This is a genomic window from Streptococcus sp. KHUD_011, assembly GCF_046352925.1.
Lineage (GTDB): Bacteria > Bacillota > Bacilli > Lactobacillales > Streptococcaceae > Streptococcus.
The window spans coordinates 77,832-95,281 of the sequence record NZ_CP157578.1 but is presented as its reverse complement, the minus strand read 5'-3'; the positions used below and the strand labels follow the sequence as shown (position 1 = coordinate 95,281).

Annotated in this window: 12 protein-coding genes; 5 read left to right on the top strand and 7 right to left on the bottom strand. The window is 42.3% G+C overall.

Translation table 11 applies throughout. The features are described from left to right. The first annotated feature begins 79 nt into the window (after positions 1-79). From ABKJ27_RS00455 to ABKJ27_RS00435, 5 genes are all read left to right on the top strand, one after another. Positions 80-628 carry a helix-turn-helix domain-containing protein gene (locus tag ABKJ27_RS00455; protein ID WP_410011806.1) on the top strand — a complete coding sequence of 183 codons (549 nt, stop codon included), beginning with the start codon at positions 80-82 and terminating at the stop codon, positions 626-628. Between the two features lie 24 nt (positions 629-652). Beyond that, positions 653-1,321: a zinc ribbon domain-containing protein gene (locus ABKJ27_RS00450; protein WP_410011805.1), complete on the top strand. Its 669-nt coding sequence runs from the start codon at positions 653-655 to the stop codon at positions 1,319-1,321. A gap of 228 nt (positions 1,322-1,549) precedes the next feature. Then, a complete protein-coding gene (locus ABKJ27_RS00445) occupies positions 1,550-2,563 on the top strand; it encodes a virulence RhuM family protein (protein ID WP_410011804.1) in 1,014 nt (337 codons plus the stop codon). Between the two features lie 195 nt (positions 2,564-2,758). Then, entirely contained in the window at positions 2,759-3,925 is a 1,167-nt protein-coding gene (locus tag ABKJ27_RS00440; RefSeq protein ID WP_410011803.1) for a site-specific integrase, read from the top strand. A 191-nt stretch (positions 3,926-4,116) separates the two neighbouring features. Next, positions 4,117-6,204 carry a GH92 family glycosyl hydrolase gene (locus ABKJ27_RS00435; protein WP_410011802.1) on the top strand — a complete coding sequence of 696 codons (2,088 nt, stop codon included), beginning with the start codon at positions 4,117-4,119 and terminating at the stop codon, positions 6,202-6,204. 38 nt (positions 6,205-6,242) lie between these two features. Here ABKJ27_RS00435 and ABKJ27_RS00430 read toward each other — a convergent pair whose 3' ends face one another. The 7 genes from ABKJ27_RS00430 to adcR form a co-directional block, all read right to left on the bottom strand. Then, a complete protein-coding gene (locus tag ABKJ27_RS00430) occupies positions 6,243-7,925 on the bottom strand; it encodes an alpha-L-fucosidase (RefSeq protein ID WP_410011801.1) in 1,683 nt (560 codons plus the stop codon). A gap of 1 nt (position 7,926) precedes the next feature. Next, the gene (locus tag ABKJ27_RS00425; protein ID WP_410011800.1) at positions 7,927-11,715 is read right to left on the bottom strand and encodes a sugar-binding domain-containing protein; all 3,789 of its coding nucleotides are present in this window, start codon (positions 11,713-11,715) and stop codon (positions 7,927-7,929) included. Between the two features lie 289 nt (positions 11,716-12,004). After that, entirely contained in the window at positions 12,005-12,889 is an 885-nt protein-coding gene (locus ABKJ27_RS00420) for an SPFH domain-containing protein (protein WP_004237018.1), read from the bottom strand. Between the two features lie 764 nt (positions 12,890-13,653). Continuing rightward, positions 13,654-15,159: a zinc ABC transporter substrate-binding lipoprotein AdcA gene (gene adcA, locus ABKJ27_RS00415; RefSeq protein WP_410011799.1), complete on the bottom strand. Its 1,506-nt coding sequence runs from the start codon at positions 15,157-15,159 to the stop codon at positions 13,654-13,656. A 9-nt stretch (positions 15,160-15,168) separates the two neighbouring features. Further along, a complete protein-coding gene (locus ABKJ27_RS00410; protein WP_000950030.1) occupies positions 15,169-15,975 on the bottom strand; it encodes a metal ABC transporter permease in 807 nt (268 codons plus the stop codon). Next, on the bottom strand, positions 15,968-16,672 hold the full coding sequence (locus ABKJ27_RS00405) for a metal ABC transporter ATP-binding protein (RefSeq protein ID WP_001269496.1): 705 nt from the start codon (positions 16,670-16,672) through the stop codon (positions 15,968-15,970). Before ABKJ27_RS00405 ends, ABKJ27_RS00410 begins: the two co-directional genes overlap by 8 nt. Then, positions 16,672-17,112, bottom strand: coding sequence for a zinc-dependent transcriptional regulator AdcR (gene adcR, locus ABKJ27_RS00400; protein ID WP_001249308.1), 441 nt, complete (start codon positions 17,110-17,112; stop codon positions 16,672-16,674). Before adcR ends, ABKJ27_RS00405 begins: the two co-directional genes overlap by 1 nt. Positions 17,113-17,450 lie beyond the last annotated feature (338 nt).

The following is a 17,450-nucleotide window of genomic DNA, read 5'->3' as shown; positions in this document are numbered from 1 at the left end:
AAAATATTTTTACAGTTATTCTTGTGCTTTTTTGGGAACGATGTTATAATAAAATTAAAATAAGGAGGAGGGCTATAAAATGCGTTCTAATAGTGAAATTGTAGATATTATAATCTCTGAAAAAGACAAGAGAGGCCTTTCTCTTAGCGAATTGGCTAGGAGGACTGGTATAGCAAAATCTGCTATGTCCAGATATTTAAATAAAACAAGACAGTTTCCTCTTAATAAAGCTCAAGACTTTGCTGACGTTTTAGAAATATCTGTAGAATACCTTTTAGGATATGGTAAAGATGATCAGATTAATACACAATTAAATAATTTAATCGATGAATTAACAGAAACATTATTCAAATACCGCGAACAGTATGATGCAATGAAAGAAATACTATCAGAAAGGTTACAATACTTAGATCAAGTTCTTCATGAAGATGAAATCCATAGAGGAAAAGCGATAACTACTTTACACACTATCAAATCACTTGTAGATAGCAGTGACGAAATGTTTGAGCTCATTTTATCTACTAAGGAAAATCACTTTAAATCTGAAAAACTAAGATTGATTATCCAAAAAAGTAAAGATATGGAAGAAATTGCAGAAAAAGAACGTAAAAAGTTTGAAAATAAATAAGAAAATTAAAAAGGAGTAAAAATTATGAAATTTTGTCCTGAATGCGGAAATTCTGTTGTCGGTTGCAAGTTTTGTCCTAATTGCGGATACTCAATCAATGTCCCACTTAAAACGGCTCCCCAAAAAGTAGCAACTCCATCGTCTAGGCCTTCTACTGTAAGAAGTAAACGTACTGATAAAGTCGGACCTCTTGAAATAGATAAAAATCATCGTACATATAGAATACACGGAGCAAGAAAAGCAAAAGGTTCATCAGGTCTGATTGGCGGAACTGCTAAAGTTGTTGGAAAAACTACCTTAGCGCTTGGGACAGGCGGTTTGTCTTTGATTCCATCTTTAATTAAAAAAGATAAAAATGATACAGACTGGTACTCCTTCGATGATTTAGTATCTTACGAATTAGTTATAAACGATCAGTCTGTTGTTTCCGGCGGTGTTGGACAAGCTTTAGTAGCTGGAGCAGTATTTGGTGTAATAGGAGCCGTAGCTGGCGGAATCGTCGCTAAAAGAAAAGCAACTACCAAGATTTTGAATATGACGATCCGAATAACATCTAACGATTTTACTAAACCAGTTGTTTTTATAGATTTAATTAAAAAGCCTGTTAAAAACACATCTAAAGAATACAAAGAAGCTATTGAAAATGCTCAAAAGATTATTGGAGCTTTAGATGTTATTACCCATAATTCATAAACAAAACTCCCCCATATTTTCCAATAGCAAACCTCAGCACTAATATTTTTCTTTTAGGGTAGCCGAAAATGCGACCTATACCATACCACGCGCCACAATGTCCAACAATCATGAAGCGCGTGGATTCTCGGGCTTCGCTCAAGCTTCAAGCCTATATAAGCCCCATATCTACTAATTTTATTGATGTCAACAAATGTCAACCACTTACAATGTTTTAGAAAGGATCTCATGAACGAATTACAATTCTTAATCTATACCGCTGATAACGATAGCGAGACAGCTAGTGTCATCATCAAAGGCGAAACGATTTGGGCTAGTCAGAAAGAAATGGCTAGACTTTTCGATGTCGGTGTTCCTGCAATTAGTAAGCACTTAAAAAATATCTTTGAAGAGGGAGAATTAGAAGAAAAGGTGGTTGTTTCCAAAATGGAAATAACCACAAAACACGGTGCAATTGCTGATAAAACCCAAACTAAGGATGTCAGCTACTACAACCTTGATGCCATCATTTCAGTTGGTTACCGTGTCAATTCCCAAAAAGCTACGAGATTTAGACAGTGGGCTACTTCGGTACTTCGTGAGTACATGATAAAAGGGTTCGCAATGGATGACAACCGTCTGAAACAAGGCGAAAACTTGCTGGAAAAAGACTATTTCCGTGAGCTCTTGGAGCGCGTGCGTTCTATCCGAGCTAGTGAGCGTCGTATATGGTTGCAGATTACAGATATTTTTGCTGAAATCTCTATCGACTATGACCCACAAAGTACGTTGACTAAGCAATTCTATGCTGATGTACAGAATAAGTTTCATTATGCAATCACTGGCCAAACTGCTGCGGAAATTATCTACACGAAAGCTGACCACACAAAAGACAACATGGGACTTACAACATGGAAAAACTCCCCTAATGGCCGCATACTGCAAGCAGATACTCAAATAGCAAAGAATTATCTTTCAGAAGCAGAAATCCGTTCCCTTGAAAGAGGAATATCTAGCTATTTTGATTACCTGGAAAGACAGATAGAACAGCGAAAAGCTCAGACAATGCAACAACTAGCCCAAAGTATTGACCGCTTTTTGACTTTCCAAGAATACGATATTTTAGAAGGTCATGGAAAAATCACTTCCAAGGTTGCGAAAGATAAAGCAAAAGCAGAATACCAACTATTCAACAAAACTCAAAAGATAAACTCGGACTTTGAAAAAACTTTAAAACAGCTAACTGACGATAAAAAACTTTAAATACAGTCCTGTTTACTATAAACAAGCTCATATTAGCCCCATATCCGCCTTGTTTTTTTTCTGGTATTATTTACCGTCTGACTCTTTAAAATCGAATGTGGGGCAAACTGTGAAGCTCTGGCATGATATAAACCACAATCTAAAACCTTTTTAATAATAGCTTGCCTGCTGATGTATTTTAGAAAGGTTTAAATCATGAAAATAACTGAAGTTATAAAAAAAGACGGTAGTAAAGTCTATCGTGCTAATGTATATCTAGGAGTTGACCAGGTAACAGGAAAGAAAGTAAAAACCAAAGTAACAGGTCGGACACAAAAGGAAGTTAAGCAGAAAGCCAATCAAGAAAAAATAGCTTTTCAAAAAGCAGGATCTACCAGACAAAAGGCTATTACCATAAAAAACTATCAAGAATTGGCAACTCTCTGGTGGGAAAGCTATAAGAATACAGTTAAGCCAAACACTCAAGGAAACGTTAGAGCGCTAATAGATAATCACATATTGCCTACTTTCGGGGAGTATAAGCTCGATAAGCTCACTACTCCACTTATTCAGTCAATTATCAATAAACTTGCTGATAAGGCTAATAGAGGGGAAGAGGGCGCTTTTCTACACTATGATATGATACACTCTTTAAACAAACGTATCTTACAGTATGGCGTAACCATGCAAGCAATACCGTCCAATCCTGCGCGTGATGTGGTTTTACCTCGTAACACTCAGAAAGCAAAGCGACAAAAGCTAAAGCACTTTGATAATCAAGAGTTAAAAAAGTTTCTTGTTTATCTTGATAATTTAGATAGTTGTAAATATCGTTATTACTATGATGTAACGCTCTATAAGTTCCTACTGGCAACTGGTTGTCGTATCAATGAAGCTTTAGCCCTTTCTTGGTCTGATATAGATTTAGATAATGCTATGGTGCATGTCACCAAGACACTAAATCGGTATTTAGAAATTAACAGCCCAAAGTCAAAGTCTAGTTATCGGGATATAGATATAGATCAAGAGACTGTTAGCATGCTGAAGCAGTACAAACTACGCCAAACTAAAGAGGCTTGGAAGATAGGGCAACGTGAAAGTGTCGTATTTTCTGACTTCATTCATGAATATACTAGCATTGTAAAACTTAAAAAAAGATTACTGACACATTTTAAACGCGCTGATGTTCCGAATATAGGTTTTCATGGTTTCCGTCATACTCACGCTAGTTTACTGCTTAACTCAGGAATACCTTACAAGGAACTCCAACACCGTCTAGGTCACTCTCAAATTAGCATGACCATGGACACATATAGCCACCTCTCAAAAGAGAACGCAAAAAAAGCAGTCTCATTCTACGAAACTGCACTAAAAGCACTATAAGGGGAGCAAAAAGGGGAGCAAATTCAAAAATTAACAATTCAAGACAAAGCAAAAAGCCAATAACAACGGTGTTTTGTGAGATTTATTTTGTAAAAAGGTTCATTTTTCTACAAAATAGTTATCTTTGAAACTCCTTTTCTAAAGGCTATCTTTTTCTGATATAATGTAGAAAAACAGCTAAAGGAAAGACTATGAAACCACTACTTGAAACCATTGATACCCGCTTTGGAACTGCCAGCAAGTATGCCTTTTCTAGGGGAAATACCCTACCATACACAGGCGTTCCTTTTGGGATGAATTACTTTGTACCCCAGACCAGTGACCAGGATGGATCTTGGTTTTTCGATCCACATCTGCCTATCTTTCAGGGGATTCGATTAACCCACCAGCCCAGCCCTTGGATTGGGGACTACTCTTGGCTCCTTCTGACACCTGTCACAGGTCAGCTAGGTGGAGACAGCCTCTTTCATCGTCAGTCTTCCTATGATATGGATAATGCCTCTTTCCAACCCCATTATCTAAAAATTTTCTCCCTGCGCTATCAGATTGAAACCCAGCTCACACCGACTTGCTACGGTGCTTCTATTCGTTTGGAACAAAAGCAAGGCAAAGCCCTCTCCCTCTATCTTCACGTAGCAGATGAACTGACCGTGGAGCAAGTAGATAGGCGAACTCTTGCCCTGCGACAAGAAGGAAAAACTGAGACCAACAAAAATCCACTGATACTCTTCACTACCCTGCAAATGAATACAGATATTCTTGCTATCATCCAAGAAGGTAGAGACTGGCGAATAGACCTGGCAGATAGTCATACTGAGATTCAGCTAGGGACTTCTTTCATCTCTCCTTCTCAAGCTCTAATCAATCTACCTCAAACGGACTTTGATAACTGTAAAGCAAATGCGCAAGCGGACTGGGAAAATCTCCTCCACCGTTTTGACGTTATAGAGACAGGAGAGGCTGACCGAACCTTTTTTGACCACTGCCTCTACAGACTCTTCCTCTTTCCCCAGACTTTTTATGAGGTTGATGAATCAGGACAAGCCATCCACATGGATCTGGCTGCTGGTACCGTCAAGCCTGGTGTTCTCTTCAGCAACAATGGTTTCTGGGATACCTTCCGCACCACCTTCCCCCTCTTTGCCCTTATCATACCTGAACACTATCACCGCTTTTTAGAAGGTTTCCTCAATAGCTACCGTGATACTGGATTTCTTCCAAAATGGCTGGCCCCAGATGAACGTGGTATGATGCCAGGTACCCTTTTAGACGGTATTATCTCCGATAGCGCCTGCAAGGACATGGCCCCCGACCTAGAAGAAGAACTCCTCCAAGCCATGCTTGAAACAGCCAGCAAGGCCGACCCTCTCGGCATCAATGGTCGTCACGGACTAGCCCAATACCAAGAACTAGGCTACCTCTCTACCGACCACCACGAAAGCGTCAGCCACACCCTAGACTATGCCTATAGTGACTTTTGTATCGCCAGCTGTGCCGAAAAACAAGGGAAAATAGAAATCGCTGAAACCTACAAGACTGCATCACAAAATTACCGCCATCTATTTGACGCTGAGACAGGTTACATGCGAGCGCGTGATAGTCAAGGCAACTTCCGCCCTGACTTCTCTCCTTATAGTTGGGGACGCGACTATGCCGAATGTTCAGCCATCCAAGCAACCTTAGGCGTCCTCCACGACATCCCAGGCTTAATCCAACTTATGGGTGGAAAAGAAGCCTTTAGCAACTATCTTTTGAAAACCTGTCAAGATGCTCCCCTCTTTGAGACAACAGGCTATGGTTACGAGATTCATGAAATGAGCGAAATGGCTACAGCTCCGTTTGGACAAGTCGCTATTTCCAACCAGCCGAGCTTCCACATTCCTTATCTCTTCCGCTACAGCGACTATCCTGACTACACTGCCCTTCTCATCAAGACTCTCCGTCAGAAAGCCTTTCACGCAAACTGGCAAGCCTATCCTGGTGATGAGGATAACGGTAGTCTCTCGGCTTGGTATATCTGGTCAGCTCTCGGATTTTATCCGACCTGTCCAGGAAAACCAAGCTATGACCTCGGAATCCCTCTCTTTGGCCATCTCCGAGTCTATCTGGCTAAAGAAGGTAAATGGCTGGATATCCATTCTAAACAAAACCACAGCCATTTTAACTTTGTAAAAGAATGCCGACTGGATAAAACACTCGTATCAACTATTCAACACCAAGACCTCCTAAAAGCTGAACAGCTAACCTTTACCCTCAGCTGGTTGCCAAGTTACTCATAGCCAAAAGAACCTTTGCGCAATGCAAAGATTCTTTTGTTTTATGAAACTTGGACTTGAAGTTGATCAACCAATTGTCCATCAACAGTCAGATTTAGATAGAAATCCAAGGTCTTATCAGCAGCAAAATACAGGGTTGGTAGGCACAAATCTTTTTTGCTTTCCCCTGCTTGGAATTGAAGGACTTGAATCTCGTCCTGATAGGCGACACCATGGACACCTGTCCCCGGCTGAATCGAAATCTTAGCCTCCAAAGGAGTACTACTTTCGCTACGTTCAATCCTAAAATGAAGAGTCTCTCCCTTTGTCACAGCTAGACTTTTTTCTGCAAATGCTAATCCCTGAACAGCTACTTTTTGTGATAAGCTCGGAGTTTTATAGAGGGCAATCTTGGTCAATACAGGCATAGATTGTGCATCGGTAATGATCACGCGCACCTTCTGTGCCTCTACTAGCAGTCCTCGCAAGAGGCGCTTATGACCAACTGTAAAGCCCCTGCCGAATTCCTGCCAGACGCCATCCATCTCTACTTGCACATGAAAAGCAGCGATTCGTTGCCCTAGCTTCAAATCTTCTCTTAACTCAATTACATCAAAAGTTTTAGGTGACCCTAAGTCGAGTTCTAGCTGGATGGGCAAGTCTGCATCGCTTGCCCAAGAACTGGTATCAAAGCCATCTGTTAGATGATGACAAGCAAAGTCTTCGGAAAGAGCGGGAACAGATACCTCAGCTCCCAGAGCCAAATCTTCTTTATAAAGCTCATTGCGATAAGCCGCAAATTCATAGAGGCGTTCAATATCCTTTGCATCAAAGAGACCATCTTGATTCGGTGGAATATTGAGCAGGAGTGGAGTTCCTCTCCCAACCGAGTGAAAGTAGATTTCGACCAACTCCTCGAGAGACTTAGGATCCTGATCCTCATGGTAGAACCAGCCCGGCCGGATAGAGACATCTGCCTCACCAATTGAAAAAATAGTGCCTGAGGGATCTCCGTGCTGAAGATAGTCCAGCTCTGCTTCTGTTCCTAGTTTGTCAGGATTCACTTTTTGCCACAGGGGATCACCTGCATAGCCTCGTTCATTGCCAATCCAGCGGATACTAGTGCCTTCTGTTGAAAAAATTAAGCAATCGTCCTGCAGTTCACGAATGGTTTCAAACCATTTTTCAAATTCATAATTGACCTTTTGAGCACCCTCTCCTCTGGCACCATCCATCCAGACCTCAGCAAATTTTCCCGCATTACCATAGGCAGGATTTGATAAAATCTCCTTCAGCTGAGCCAGATAATAGGCATTATAGTCCGCTTCTCGGTTCACATGATAGAGGGGGCTGTGGGCATCCCAGGGTGATAGGTAGACCCCCATATCCATATCAAACTCTGTGACAGCTTGGGATACTTCAAGGAGCAAGTCCCCTTCTCCATTCCTCCAAGGACTGGCCTTAACCGAATAATCTGTGTGAGCCGTCGGATAGAGGACAAAGCCGTCGTGGTGCTTGACCACCAAAATCAACTTTTTAAAGCCCGTTTCCTTGAGCACGCGAACCCACTCAAGCGCATCTAATCTTGTCGGATTAAATCGTTCAGGATCCTCCTGACCTGTCCCCCATTCCTGGTCATAAAAGGTATTGGGTCCAAAATGGATAAATGCTGCTAGTTCATCCTCTAAATAAGCTAGCTGGGCCTGACTAGGCAAGGGCCCATGCGGTTTTATTTCTCTTACCATACTACTTCCTATCTACATTTTTCTTTACTTTTTTGGCATGTACTTGCAACTCTGTTAACGCTAGTGGGTTTACCAAGTTTTCAAATCGAAGACGAAGGGCATAAGTTTCCACCTTGTCAAATTCAAAACGAAGCCCTTCATCCTTGTCGCTTGAAACTTTTTGGATAGCTGATACAGGGCGCCAATTCTCCTCTTGCTTGAGCAGAGAATCCTTATCCAAATAATTTGGAGTCCGAGGTAAACTAGGCTCATTCCCTACATAATAATCAATAAAGGTCGGTTCCACCGCCACGTATTCTTGATTCTCAACATAATACAAGGTCACGTTATCCACGAATCGCGGTTTTAAAATCCCTGCATCTCCAAAAATTATGCCCACGCTGGCTTGCTCTGACTTGGCAATCCAAGTATTGGCTGTCGATTTCTTCCGAGAAATGACCTTGTCATTGAGGTAAGAAGCTGGGTGATTCAGCTCTGAGTGAGAAGCAAAGACCAGAGGCAGGTTGGATCCTGTCCACTGATTGGAAATAACTTCCCCATCTACACTGGCATCTGTCACATGAATGGTGACTGTTGCTGGTAACTCACAGCCCGCTACTTGTCCTGTAAGCACACATTCTCCTACCTGAGCATAGACTTGAGGTTCGAGTTCGTCCCAAGTCACCTTGGCCGTATCTCGTCTGCCATCTGATAAGACTAGCTTGACTCGGTCTGGTAAGTGTGGGGCTTCCTTGACAAGTGTCCAAACCCTTTCAGGCTCAACAGCGCAAATCCCTTGAACACAAACCTGAGCAGAAGCCTTTAAATCCAGACCCTCTAGCCGACCAGATACCGTAAACTCATGAAATCTTACCAAATCTTCTTCAGAAATCTCCTCCCAAATAACCTTGACTCGTTTTGTACCACCGAACTCATAGTCCACCAAAACTGAGGACGGCAGCTGTGGATAAGTCCCCTTATCTGTATACAGGCGAAGTGGTCGTACAGAAACTGCCTGCCCTAGTGAGGTATTTTCTGCGACCTGCAAATGAATTTGATAGGTTTTGCCTTGATATATGGCTCGGATAGCCAAGTCGCCAGCAGACAAACAATGAAGCACTCCCTGATTTATAATGGCCTGGGCACTACCACTCATCTCCCAAATCACTTCACTATTCCCCACCTTGTTCACAGGGTTATCCACAGTTTGTGGATAAAGTCCAATAGCTGGGGAATCCCCTTCTTGTAACCCTGTCTGCTTGTCCACTCGAATCTCAAACAAGCTCTTATTTTTTACTGGTTGGCAAGCCAAAGCATCTCCCACTAAGAAATCAAAACTTGCTGGCTCTAATCCTCTGGCACTAGCCTTTACTCTGACTAGACCTGCCTGCTCCAAGCTCTGAACTAAGAGGACACCTCTGCCATGAAAGGCTTTCCGCTTAAAACGACCATTTTTCTGAGCCTGATAACGTTCACGACTGGCCTGCCTACCATTATCCACACCTACAATACGAGCAGGGCCTTCAATTTCAAAATGAAGCTGATTGGAAGCGCTCGGCACCCAATTTCCATCCTTGTCCAATACATCAAAATAGATATAAAGGAGGTCTTGCCCATCTGACTCCAGTTGTGTTTTCTCGGCATGCAGCCCAATTTTGGCTGGCTCACCTGCAGTCACCACCCTATCTTCTGCCACAAGCTGACCTTGGCGGTCATAGGCTACAGCATATAATTCTCCTGGTTGATAAGCTAAATGCCATTCGAGATAGAGTTGGTCAGAACTTTCTCCCTCTTGGTATTTTCGACCGTCTGAAGTCCATTTTTCCTGAAAGGTCTTCCTACCTTGAGATTTTCCATTGAGAAATAGCTCTACAAAACCAGCATTTGAATACACTCGAACAGGGATATCCCCATACTTATCCACAACTTGTTGATAACTCTTGTGGATTTCCCAATTCCAGTGGGGCAGGATATGAACCATAGGCTGCTGATCTAGTGCCAACCACTGACTTTGATAGAGATAATAATCATTTTTAGGAATCCCTGCCGTATCCACGATCCCAAAATAGGAACTCTTTACAGGCGTGTCATTTTGATTGTGCCAAGGAGTCGGCTCACCGATATAGTCCACTCCTGTCCAGATAAACTGACCCGCATAGTCTAGCCGATTTCTATCTGCTATCCAAGAAGCCGTCGCCGTCTTCCCCCAAGGAACTCGATCATTGCCATAGTCTGACTGTTCAAAATTCCGCACGCGGCGATTATCCCCAACCCATTCCTTATCTGGTCGAAAATAGCTGTCACGCGTCCTTGTAGCCGATGAGGTTTCAGATCCGTAAAGTCGCCACTTGGGATGTCTTTTGCGAATCCCATCAATATTATCTTCCGAGTAATTTAAGCCCACCACATCCAGCAAATCAGCAATCTTTTCATGACCTCCAGAACCATCGCCAAAGCGGAATTGATCCATTCCCATGGTCACAAAACGGCTATCATCAACTTCCTTAACCCTTTCTAGCAAGCGTTTGATAGTCTTCAATGAATGAGCATCGCCATTTGCTTCGCTGACTTCATTTCCCAAGGACCACATAATGATCGCTGGGTTGTTCTTGCCACGCTCAATCATGATTCGCAAATCATAGTCTGACCAGAAATCGCCAGCTTTCGCTTCTGGATGAGTCGCTTCTTCCTCAAAAAAGCGACCATAGTCATATTCTTTCTTGCCTCCATACCAGGTGTCAAAGGCTTCCTCTTGAATAAGTAGCCCCATTTTAGCAGCCACATCCAGCAAGATGCTACTGGCTGGATTATGGGTGATTCGAATAGCATTGACCCCCATTTCCTTCATCTGGCGCAAGCGTCTCTCGGCAGCTGACCTGTTTTCCACAGTTCCCAGTGCTCCATAGTCATGGTGGAGACAAACCCCATGAATCTTCAACCAGCGACCATTCAGAAAGAAGCCCTTATCCGCTTGCCAATTCATATAGCGGTAACCAAAAGTCTCCTCTTCTTCATCAACCAAAATTCTATTTTTGTAAAGGCGAGTCTTCAATTGGTAAAGGTGAGGATGATCAATATCCCAAAGCAAAGGTTGGAAAATTGATATGGCTTGTTTTAAATGATGTTTTTCCCCAGACTCAATCACTAGAGAGTCTGTCGCCTGCCAGTCTGACAGCTGTTGTCCATCATACCAGATACTCTGCTCCAAATACACCGACACGGACTGAGATCCATCATTTGAAACCTTGCTTTCAAGCTGGGTTTCCACCCAAGATTGCCTTTGCTCTTTGAGCTTGGGACTTTCTATCTTAATCCCATACAAATCCAGATGAACTGCATCTGTAATCAACAATTTCACTTCTCGATAAATACCGCTACCAGAGTACCAACGACTGCTAGGTTGCTGATTTTCCACAAAAACCGCAAGCTGGTTGGCTGTTCCATCGTTTCTTAGATAAGGAGAGATATCATAAGAAAAGGGTGTATAGCCATTGGGATAATAGCCCAGCACTTGCCCGTTGATATAGACTTGGGCATTCATGTAAACTCCATCAAACAACAAACGCACCGATACAAGACTGGCATCTTCTTCCAAGTAAAACTGCGTCCGATACCAAGCCTGACCACCGTTTAACTGGCCACCCTCATTTTGCGCTGGCGAATACTGGTCAAAATCATTGTAAATACTCCAGTCGTGTGGCACTTGAATAGCCTGCCAATTTCCCCTCTGAAAATCCGACGCCAAGGCCTCTTCCTTCCCCACCTCTTGGCTAAAAAACCAGTGATTTCGTAAAACTTCTTCTCTTCTCATACAAGCATTCCTCTTTAAACGAATCGATATACTTGACTATAGCACAAAACAAAAGCGCTTTCAAGACTTCCTCCATCACTCCCTAAATACTCAGAAAAGATTCTATAATTTGTAGAGGAGGATTTAGTCCTCAAAGCTACAAGGGTAAAACAAAAAGAGCCTGTTGCCAAGCTCTTTGTACTCAATGAAAATCAAAGAGCAAACTAGGAAACTAGCCGCAGGCTGTACTTGAGTACGGCAAGGCGACGCTGACGTGGTTTGAATTTGATTTTCGAAGAGTATTAGTCTATTATTTCTTCTCAGCGCGAAGGGCTGACAAGATTTGAGTACGGATATCATCCACACCATTTGGCGTATTTGGTAAAAAGATAGTTTGATTTCCTTTAGAGGCAAAGGTATTCAAGGTATCCAAATACTGGTTGGTCAAGAGGATGGACATGATTTGTTCTTCTGTCATGCCAACATTGGCTTCCTTGAGTTCGGTGATAGACTCTGCCAATCCATCCACAATTGCCTTACGTTGTTGGGCAATCCCCACACCATGGAGGCGGTCTTTTTCTGCTTCGGCTTCAGCCGCAGTGACGATTTTAATCTTGTCGGCTTCCGCCAATTCTTGCGCTGCGACCCGCTTGCGTTGCGCCGCATTGATTTCATTCATGGATTGCTTAACTTCTGCATCTGGTTCCACCTTAGTAATCAAGGTTTTCACGATAATATAACCGTAAGTTGTCATTTCTTCCGCTACTTGGTGTTGAACCTCAAGGGCAATCTCATCTTTTTTCTCAAACAATTCGTCCAAGGTTAATTTGGGAACAGAAGAGCGAAGAGCATCTTCGATATAAGATTTAATCTGAGATTCTGGACGCATGAGTTTATAGTAGGCATCTGTCACGCTCTGTTCGTTGACACGGTACTGGGTCGCTACATTCATCATAACGAACACATTGTCCTTAGTCTTAGTCTCAACCACAATATCGCTTTGTAACAAGCGCAACTGAATCCGAGCTGCAATCGAGTCAATCCCAAAAGGCAAGCGAATATGAATACCGCTATTGGCAACCTTTTGGTATTTCCCAAAGCGTTCAATAATCGCCACAGACTGCTGACGAACCACATAAACTGTACTCAGTGTGACTATCAGCAATAGGAGCACACAAACCACCACAAAAATCATCAAAAATGTTGCCATTATCGTGACCTCCATCATTATTTTTCCTGTATTATAGCACATTTAAAGAAGGCTGTGCAGTTTTTACTGCTATTTTTCCTGAAATGTCAATAATTAGAGGCGAATTGTCACATTGTCGTCTAATCTCTTGCTAAAACAACTGGTAAAGAATTAGTGCACCATGATCGTTCTTTCTAACTCCGTTGATTATCAACATACTATCTGAGCTTTACAAGTCGTGGACAAAGAAACGAAGCAAGTAACGGTTAAGCCCTTTAAAAGACTCACAAAAAACATCATTACAATGAACCGCACTCCAATAGTTCAAGCATGAAGTGAGGTTGATGATCTAAATTTAGTATGGTATACTATTTTTGTCATCGGTTACCGATTACGTTCCTTACGGTTCGTGAGAGGAGGTGAAACTAATGAACCTTATCATAGAGCTCGCTCTTACTATTATAGCGGACGTCATAGCAGGAATTATCTTATATTTCGTCTGCAAATGGCTAGATAGTAAGGAGTAGACCGAGTGACTAGCCTATCAACACCCGTTAAATCGCTAAGATACGTCAAAAAAGCCCTTAACTACGGCCATAGTTAGGGGCTTTGGTGTTCTAATGAACCTTATCAACTAACTACATTCTAGCACATAACCCCCGATATTTCAAGAGTTTTATTTATTTTTTAAAGTTCTAAAAGGTCTATAATGAAGTTAGCCATCTAGTACCCAAAAACCGACTAGCTCTTATGAACTAGTCGGTTTCTCATCAATGCGCCAACATTTCTTGAGCGATTTCTTGGCCAGATAGGTTATCTGGATAGTAGGTTGGCCAGTTATCCATTTCTTCAAAGAGGGCTTCTTGGCTTGTGCCTCCAAAGAAGATATGGAAATGTTCTGCCTTAACTGGGGCGATATTGTGGTCGCTAAACTGAACATACTTGAACTGTCCAGCGTCTGCATCTGTCGCTTCAAAGAGGAAGCGTACGCCACGATTGCCTTTCTTGTAAGTCAAGATTTTCTTACCAACATACTTATAAGTGTATTTCTTGCTTTGTCCACCTTGAACAAATTCCATAGTGTTATCAGTGATGTTGATCTTAGTGACATCTGTCTGATAGCCTTTTGTATAGTAGGCCTTGTACTCTTCCTTAGTCATCTTGCCAGTCAACTTAGCCTTGTAGTCAAAGACCTGATCAAACGTACCATCTTCAAGGAAAGGATAAACTGATTGCCAATTACCTGCATAGTCACTCAAGGTACGGTCCTTGACGTCTGCATCCTCAAAGTAACCATTTTGGACTGTCTTGGTATCCTCTGCCTTTTCAGGTTCGATTGCTGGGCCCTCTTGGTCCGTTGTTTGTTTCAAAGCCTTGAGGTTTTTCTCCATCACGGAAATATAGTTTTCACCAGCCTTAGTATCCTCTTCTGTCAGACTTTCTAAAGGATTGAGGACATCTGTTTTGACACCTGCTTCTTTTGAAAGTGTGTTAGCAAGGGCTTGTGAGGTATTTTCTTCAAAGTAGATATAGGCAATTTTATTTTTCTTAACGTACTCTGTCAATTCCGCCAAGCGAGCAGCTGATGGTTCTGCATCTGGAGAGAGACCTGAGATTGCGACTTGTTTGAGTCCATAGTCCAAGGCAAGATAGTTAAAGGCTGCGTGTTGAGTCACAAAGCTCTTTTGTTTGGCTTGAGACAAGCCTTCTGCATAAGCCTTATCCAAGGCTTGCAATTTTTCGATATAGGCAGCAGCATTCTTTTCAAAGGTCTCTTTTTTATCAGGATAATCTGCTGACAAGCTATCACGGATGTGCTCTACTAGTTTAATGGCACGAACTGGTGATAACCAAACATGGGGATCGAACTCATGGTGATGGCCTTCTCCTCCATGGTCATGGTCTCCCTCTTCTTCCTCACCACCTGGCAAAAGCAACATATCGCCTGTCGCCTTGATGGTTTTGACCTTTTTCTTATCCAAAGTATCTAGCAATTTAGGGACCCATGTTTCCATGTTTTCATTTTCATAAACGAAGGTATCTGCGTCTTGGATTTTGGCAACTGCCTTGGCAGACGGTTCATATTCATGGGGTTCTGTACCAGCACCGATGAGGAGTTCTACATTAGCAGTATCTCCTGCGACTTGCTTGGTAAATTCATAGACAGGGTAAAAGGTTGTCACAATATTTAGTTTGCCATCTGCCTGCTTTTGATTGGAACAAGCCACTAAAAACAAGGCACATAGACTGGCGAACAATAAGCTAATTTTTTTCACGTTAGTCTCCTATTTGATAAAACGTCTTACTAAACTAATAAGTAAAAAGACAGTTACAAAAATAATGGTAATACTTGCACTTGCAGGTGTTTCTGCATAGTAGGAAATGTAAAGTCCTGCTACCATTCCCAAAAATCCAATAGCACTGGCAAGCAGCATAACCGATTTAAAGTTTTTCCCGAGACGCAGGGCAATACTGGCTGGCAAGACCATAATGGTCGATACCAGAAGAGCTCCCGCAGCTGGAATCATAAGGGCAATGGCCACCCCCGTCACCATGTTAAAAAGAATGGACATGGTACGAACTGGCAAGCCATCCACAAAGGCCGTATCCTCATCAAAGGTCAAAATGTACATCGGACGAAGGAAGAGGAAGGTCAAAATCAAAACAACCGCCGCAATGACAAAGAGGGAAATAACCTGCTCTTCGCTGATAGTCACGATTGAACCAAAAAGATACTGGTCCAAACTCATAGAACTCGAGCTTTTACCCTTGCTCATGACAATCAGAGAAACAGCCAGACCCGTTGACATGAGGATAGCTGTCCCGATTTCCATAAAGCTCTTGTAAACCGTACGGAGATACTCCAGAAAGACCGCCGCAATCAAGACAATAGCAATAGTGGAAATAGTCGGAGAAATCCCTAGTACCAGACCAAAGGCTACACCTGAAAGTGAGACGTGGCTGAGGGTATCACTCATCAAACTCTGACGGCGCAAGATAAGGAAGGTCCCCAATACTGGCGAGAAAAGACTCATGGCAATAACGGCCAGAAAGGCACGTTGCATAAAGTCATAAGATAACAAACTAAGCATGGCCCACCTCCTGATCATTCTCATGAACGTTGAAACAACGCCATGGCGAGTCTTGGTTACGGACTAGATGAATATTGCGGTCCGCATAGTCCTTAACTTCTTCAGGGTCATGAGTAATCATCAAAACAGCCTTGCCATGATGATGGGCGCTGTGGTGCATGAGTTCGTAAAATTCGTTTTTACTTCCTGCATCCATCCCCGTTGTCGGCTCATCTAGGATAAACACATCTGGATCCGAAGCAAACATACGTGCGATCACCGCTCGCTGCTTTTGTCCTCCAGATAGAGAACCCAAGCGTTTGTCTCGGTGTTCCCACATGCCAACTGAATCCAGACTAGCCTTGATATGCTCCTCATCATGAGCATTCAAGCGACGGAACCAGCCTTTTCGTGGATAACGACCCGACTTGACAAATTCGTAAACCGTACTTGGAAAACCCGCATTAAAACTGGCAATCTGTTGAGGAAGGTAGGCTATTCTCAATTTCTTACCCTGTGTATTTGTCTTTGAAATAGTCACCTTGCCAATGCGTGGTTGGAGGATACCAAGACTAGCCTTGATCAGTGTCGTCTTAGCTGCCCCATTCTCCCCCGTCAAGGTAACAAATTCCCCACTATCAACACTATAATTGATATGTTCAAGAACGGGCTCCTTATCATAATAGAAGGATAAATCCTCTACCGTAATATATCTCATTATTTGATTTCTCCTACTAAAGCAGTCAAAAACCGCTGGATCACTTTTTGTTCATTTGGAGTAAACTGAGTCGCCACTTGTTCATAGGTTAAAAGTGTATGCTCATGGTGATGGTGGTGCTCCTCAGCAATTGGGCGAGCCAAATCAGTCAATTGATAAAAAATCACACGCGCATCCTTCGGATCTTTAGATGTTTCCAACATCCCTTCCTTGACCAAAGACTTAATGGCCTTGGTAACTGCTGCCTGACTGACATTGAGGCGACGCGCCAATTCTGAATTTGTTAAAGATTCCTCTGACAAGAGCATGAGAATATGCTCCTGGGTATTGGTCAGGGCCACCTCGCTAGTACAATGACCTATTAGGATTTCATGCTGATTTTCTGCCTGCAAAATCACCTCATTCAAAAAAGCATCGATATCCTTCGCTAGCTGTCTCATATTTGACTCCTTTCCTTTTAGACTTCTCTTTTTTAAGAGAAAATACTATTCTTTGAAATTATTTACTGGTTAATTATATCACAACCAAAAAAAGAGTCAAGAAAAAACGTGAAAACAAGTTTCATTCTTGAACTCTTCTATATTATGATCTATTGAAATGCCTTGACATCTCCATCATAAGTCGCCCGTCATCTGAATCTATTGTAGAAGACACAACACTTTTTTATTCAAATTATATATAAAATGGAGAAGGCCTAAGCCTTCTCCAAATACATACCTTACCTCACTCAAGAGGTCTAGAATTTATAACTAGAAACTCATTAAAATTTTGAACAAAT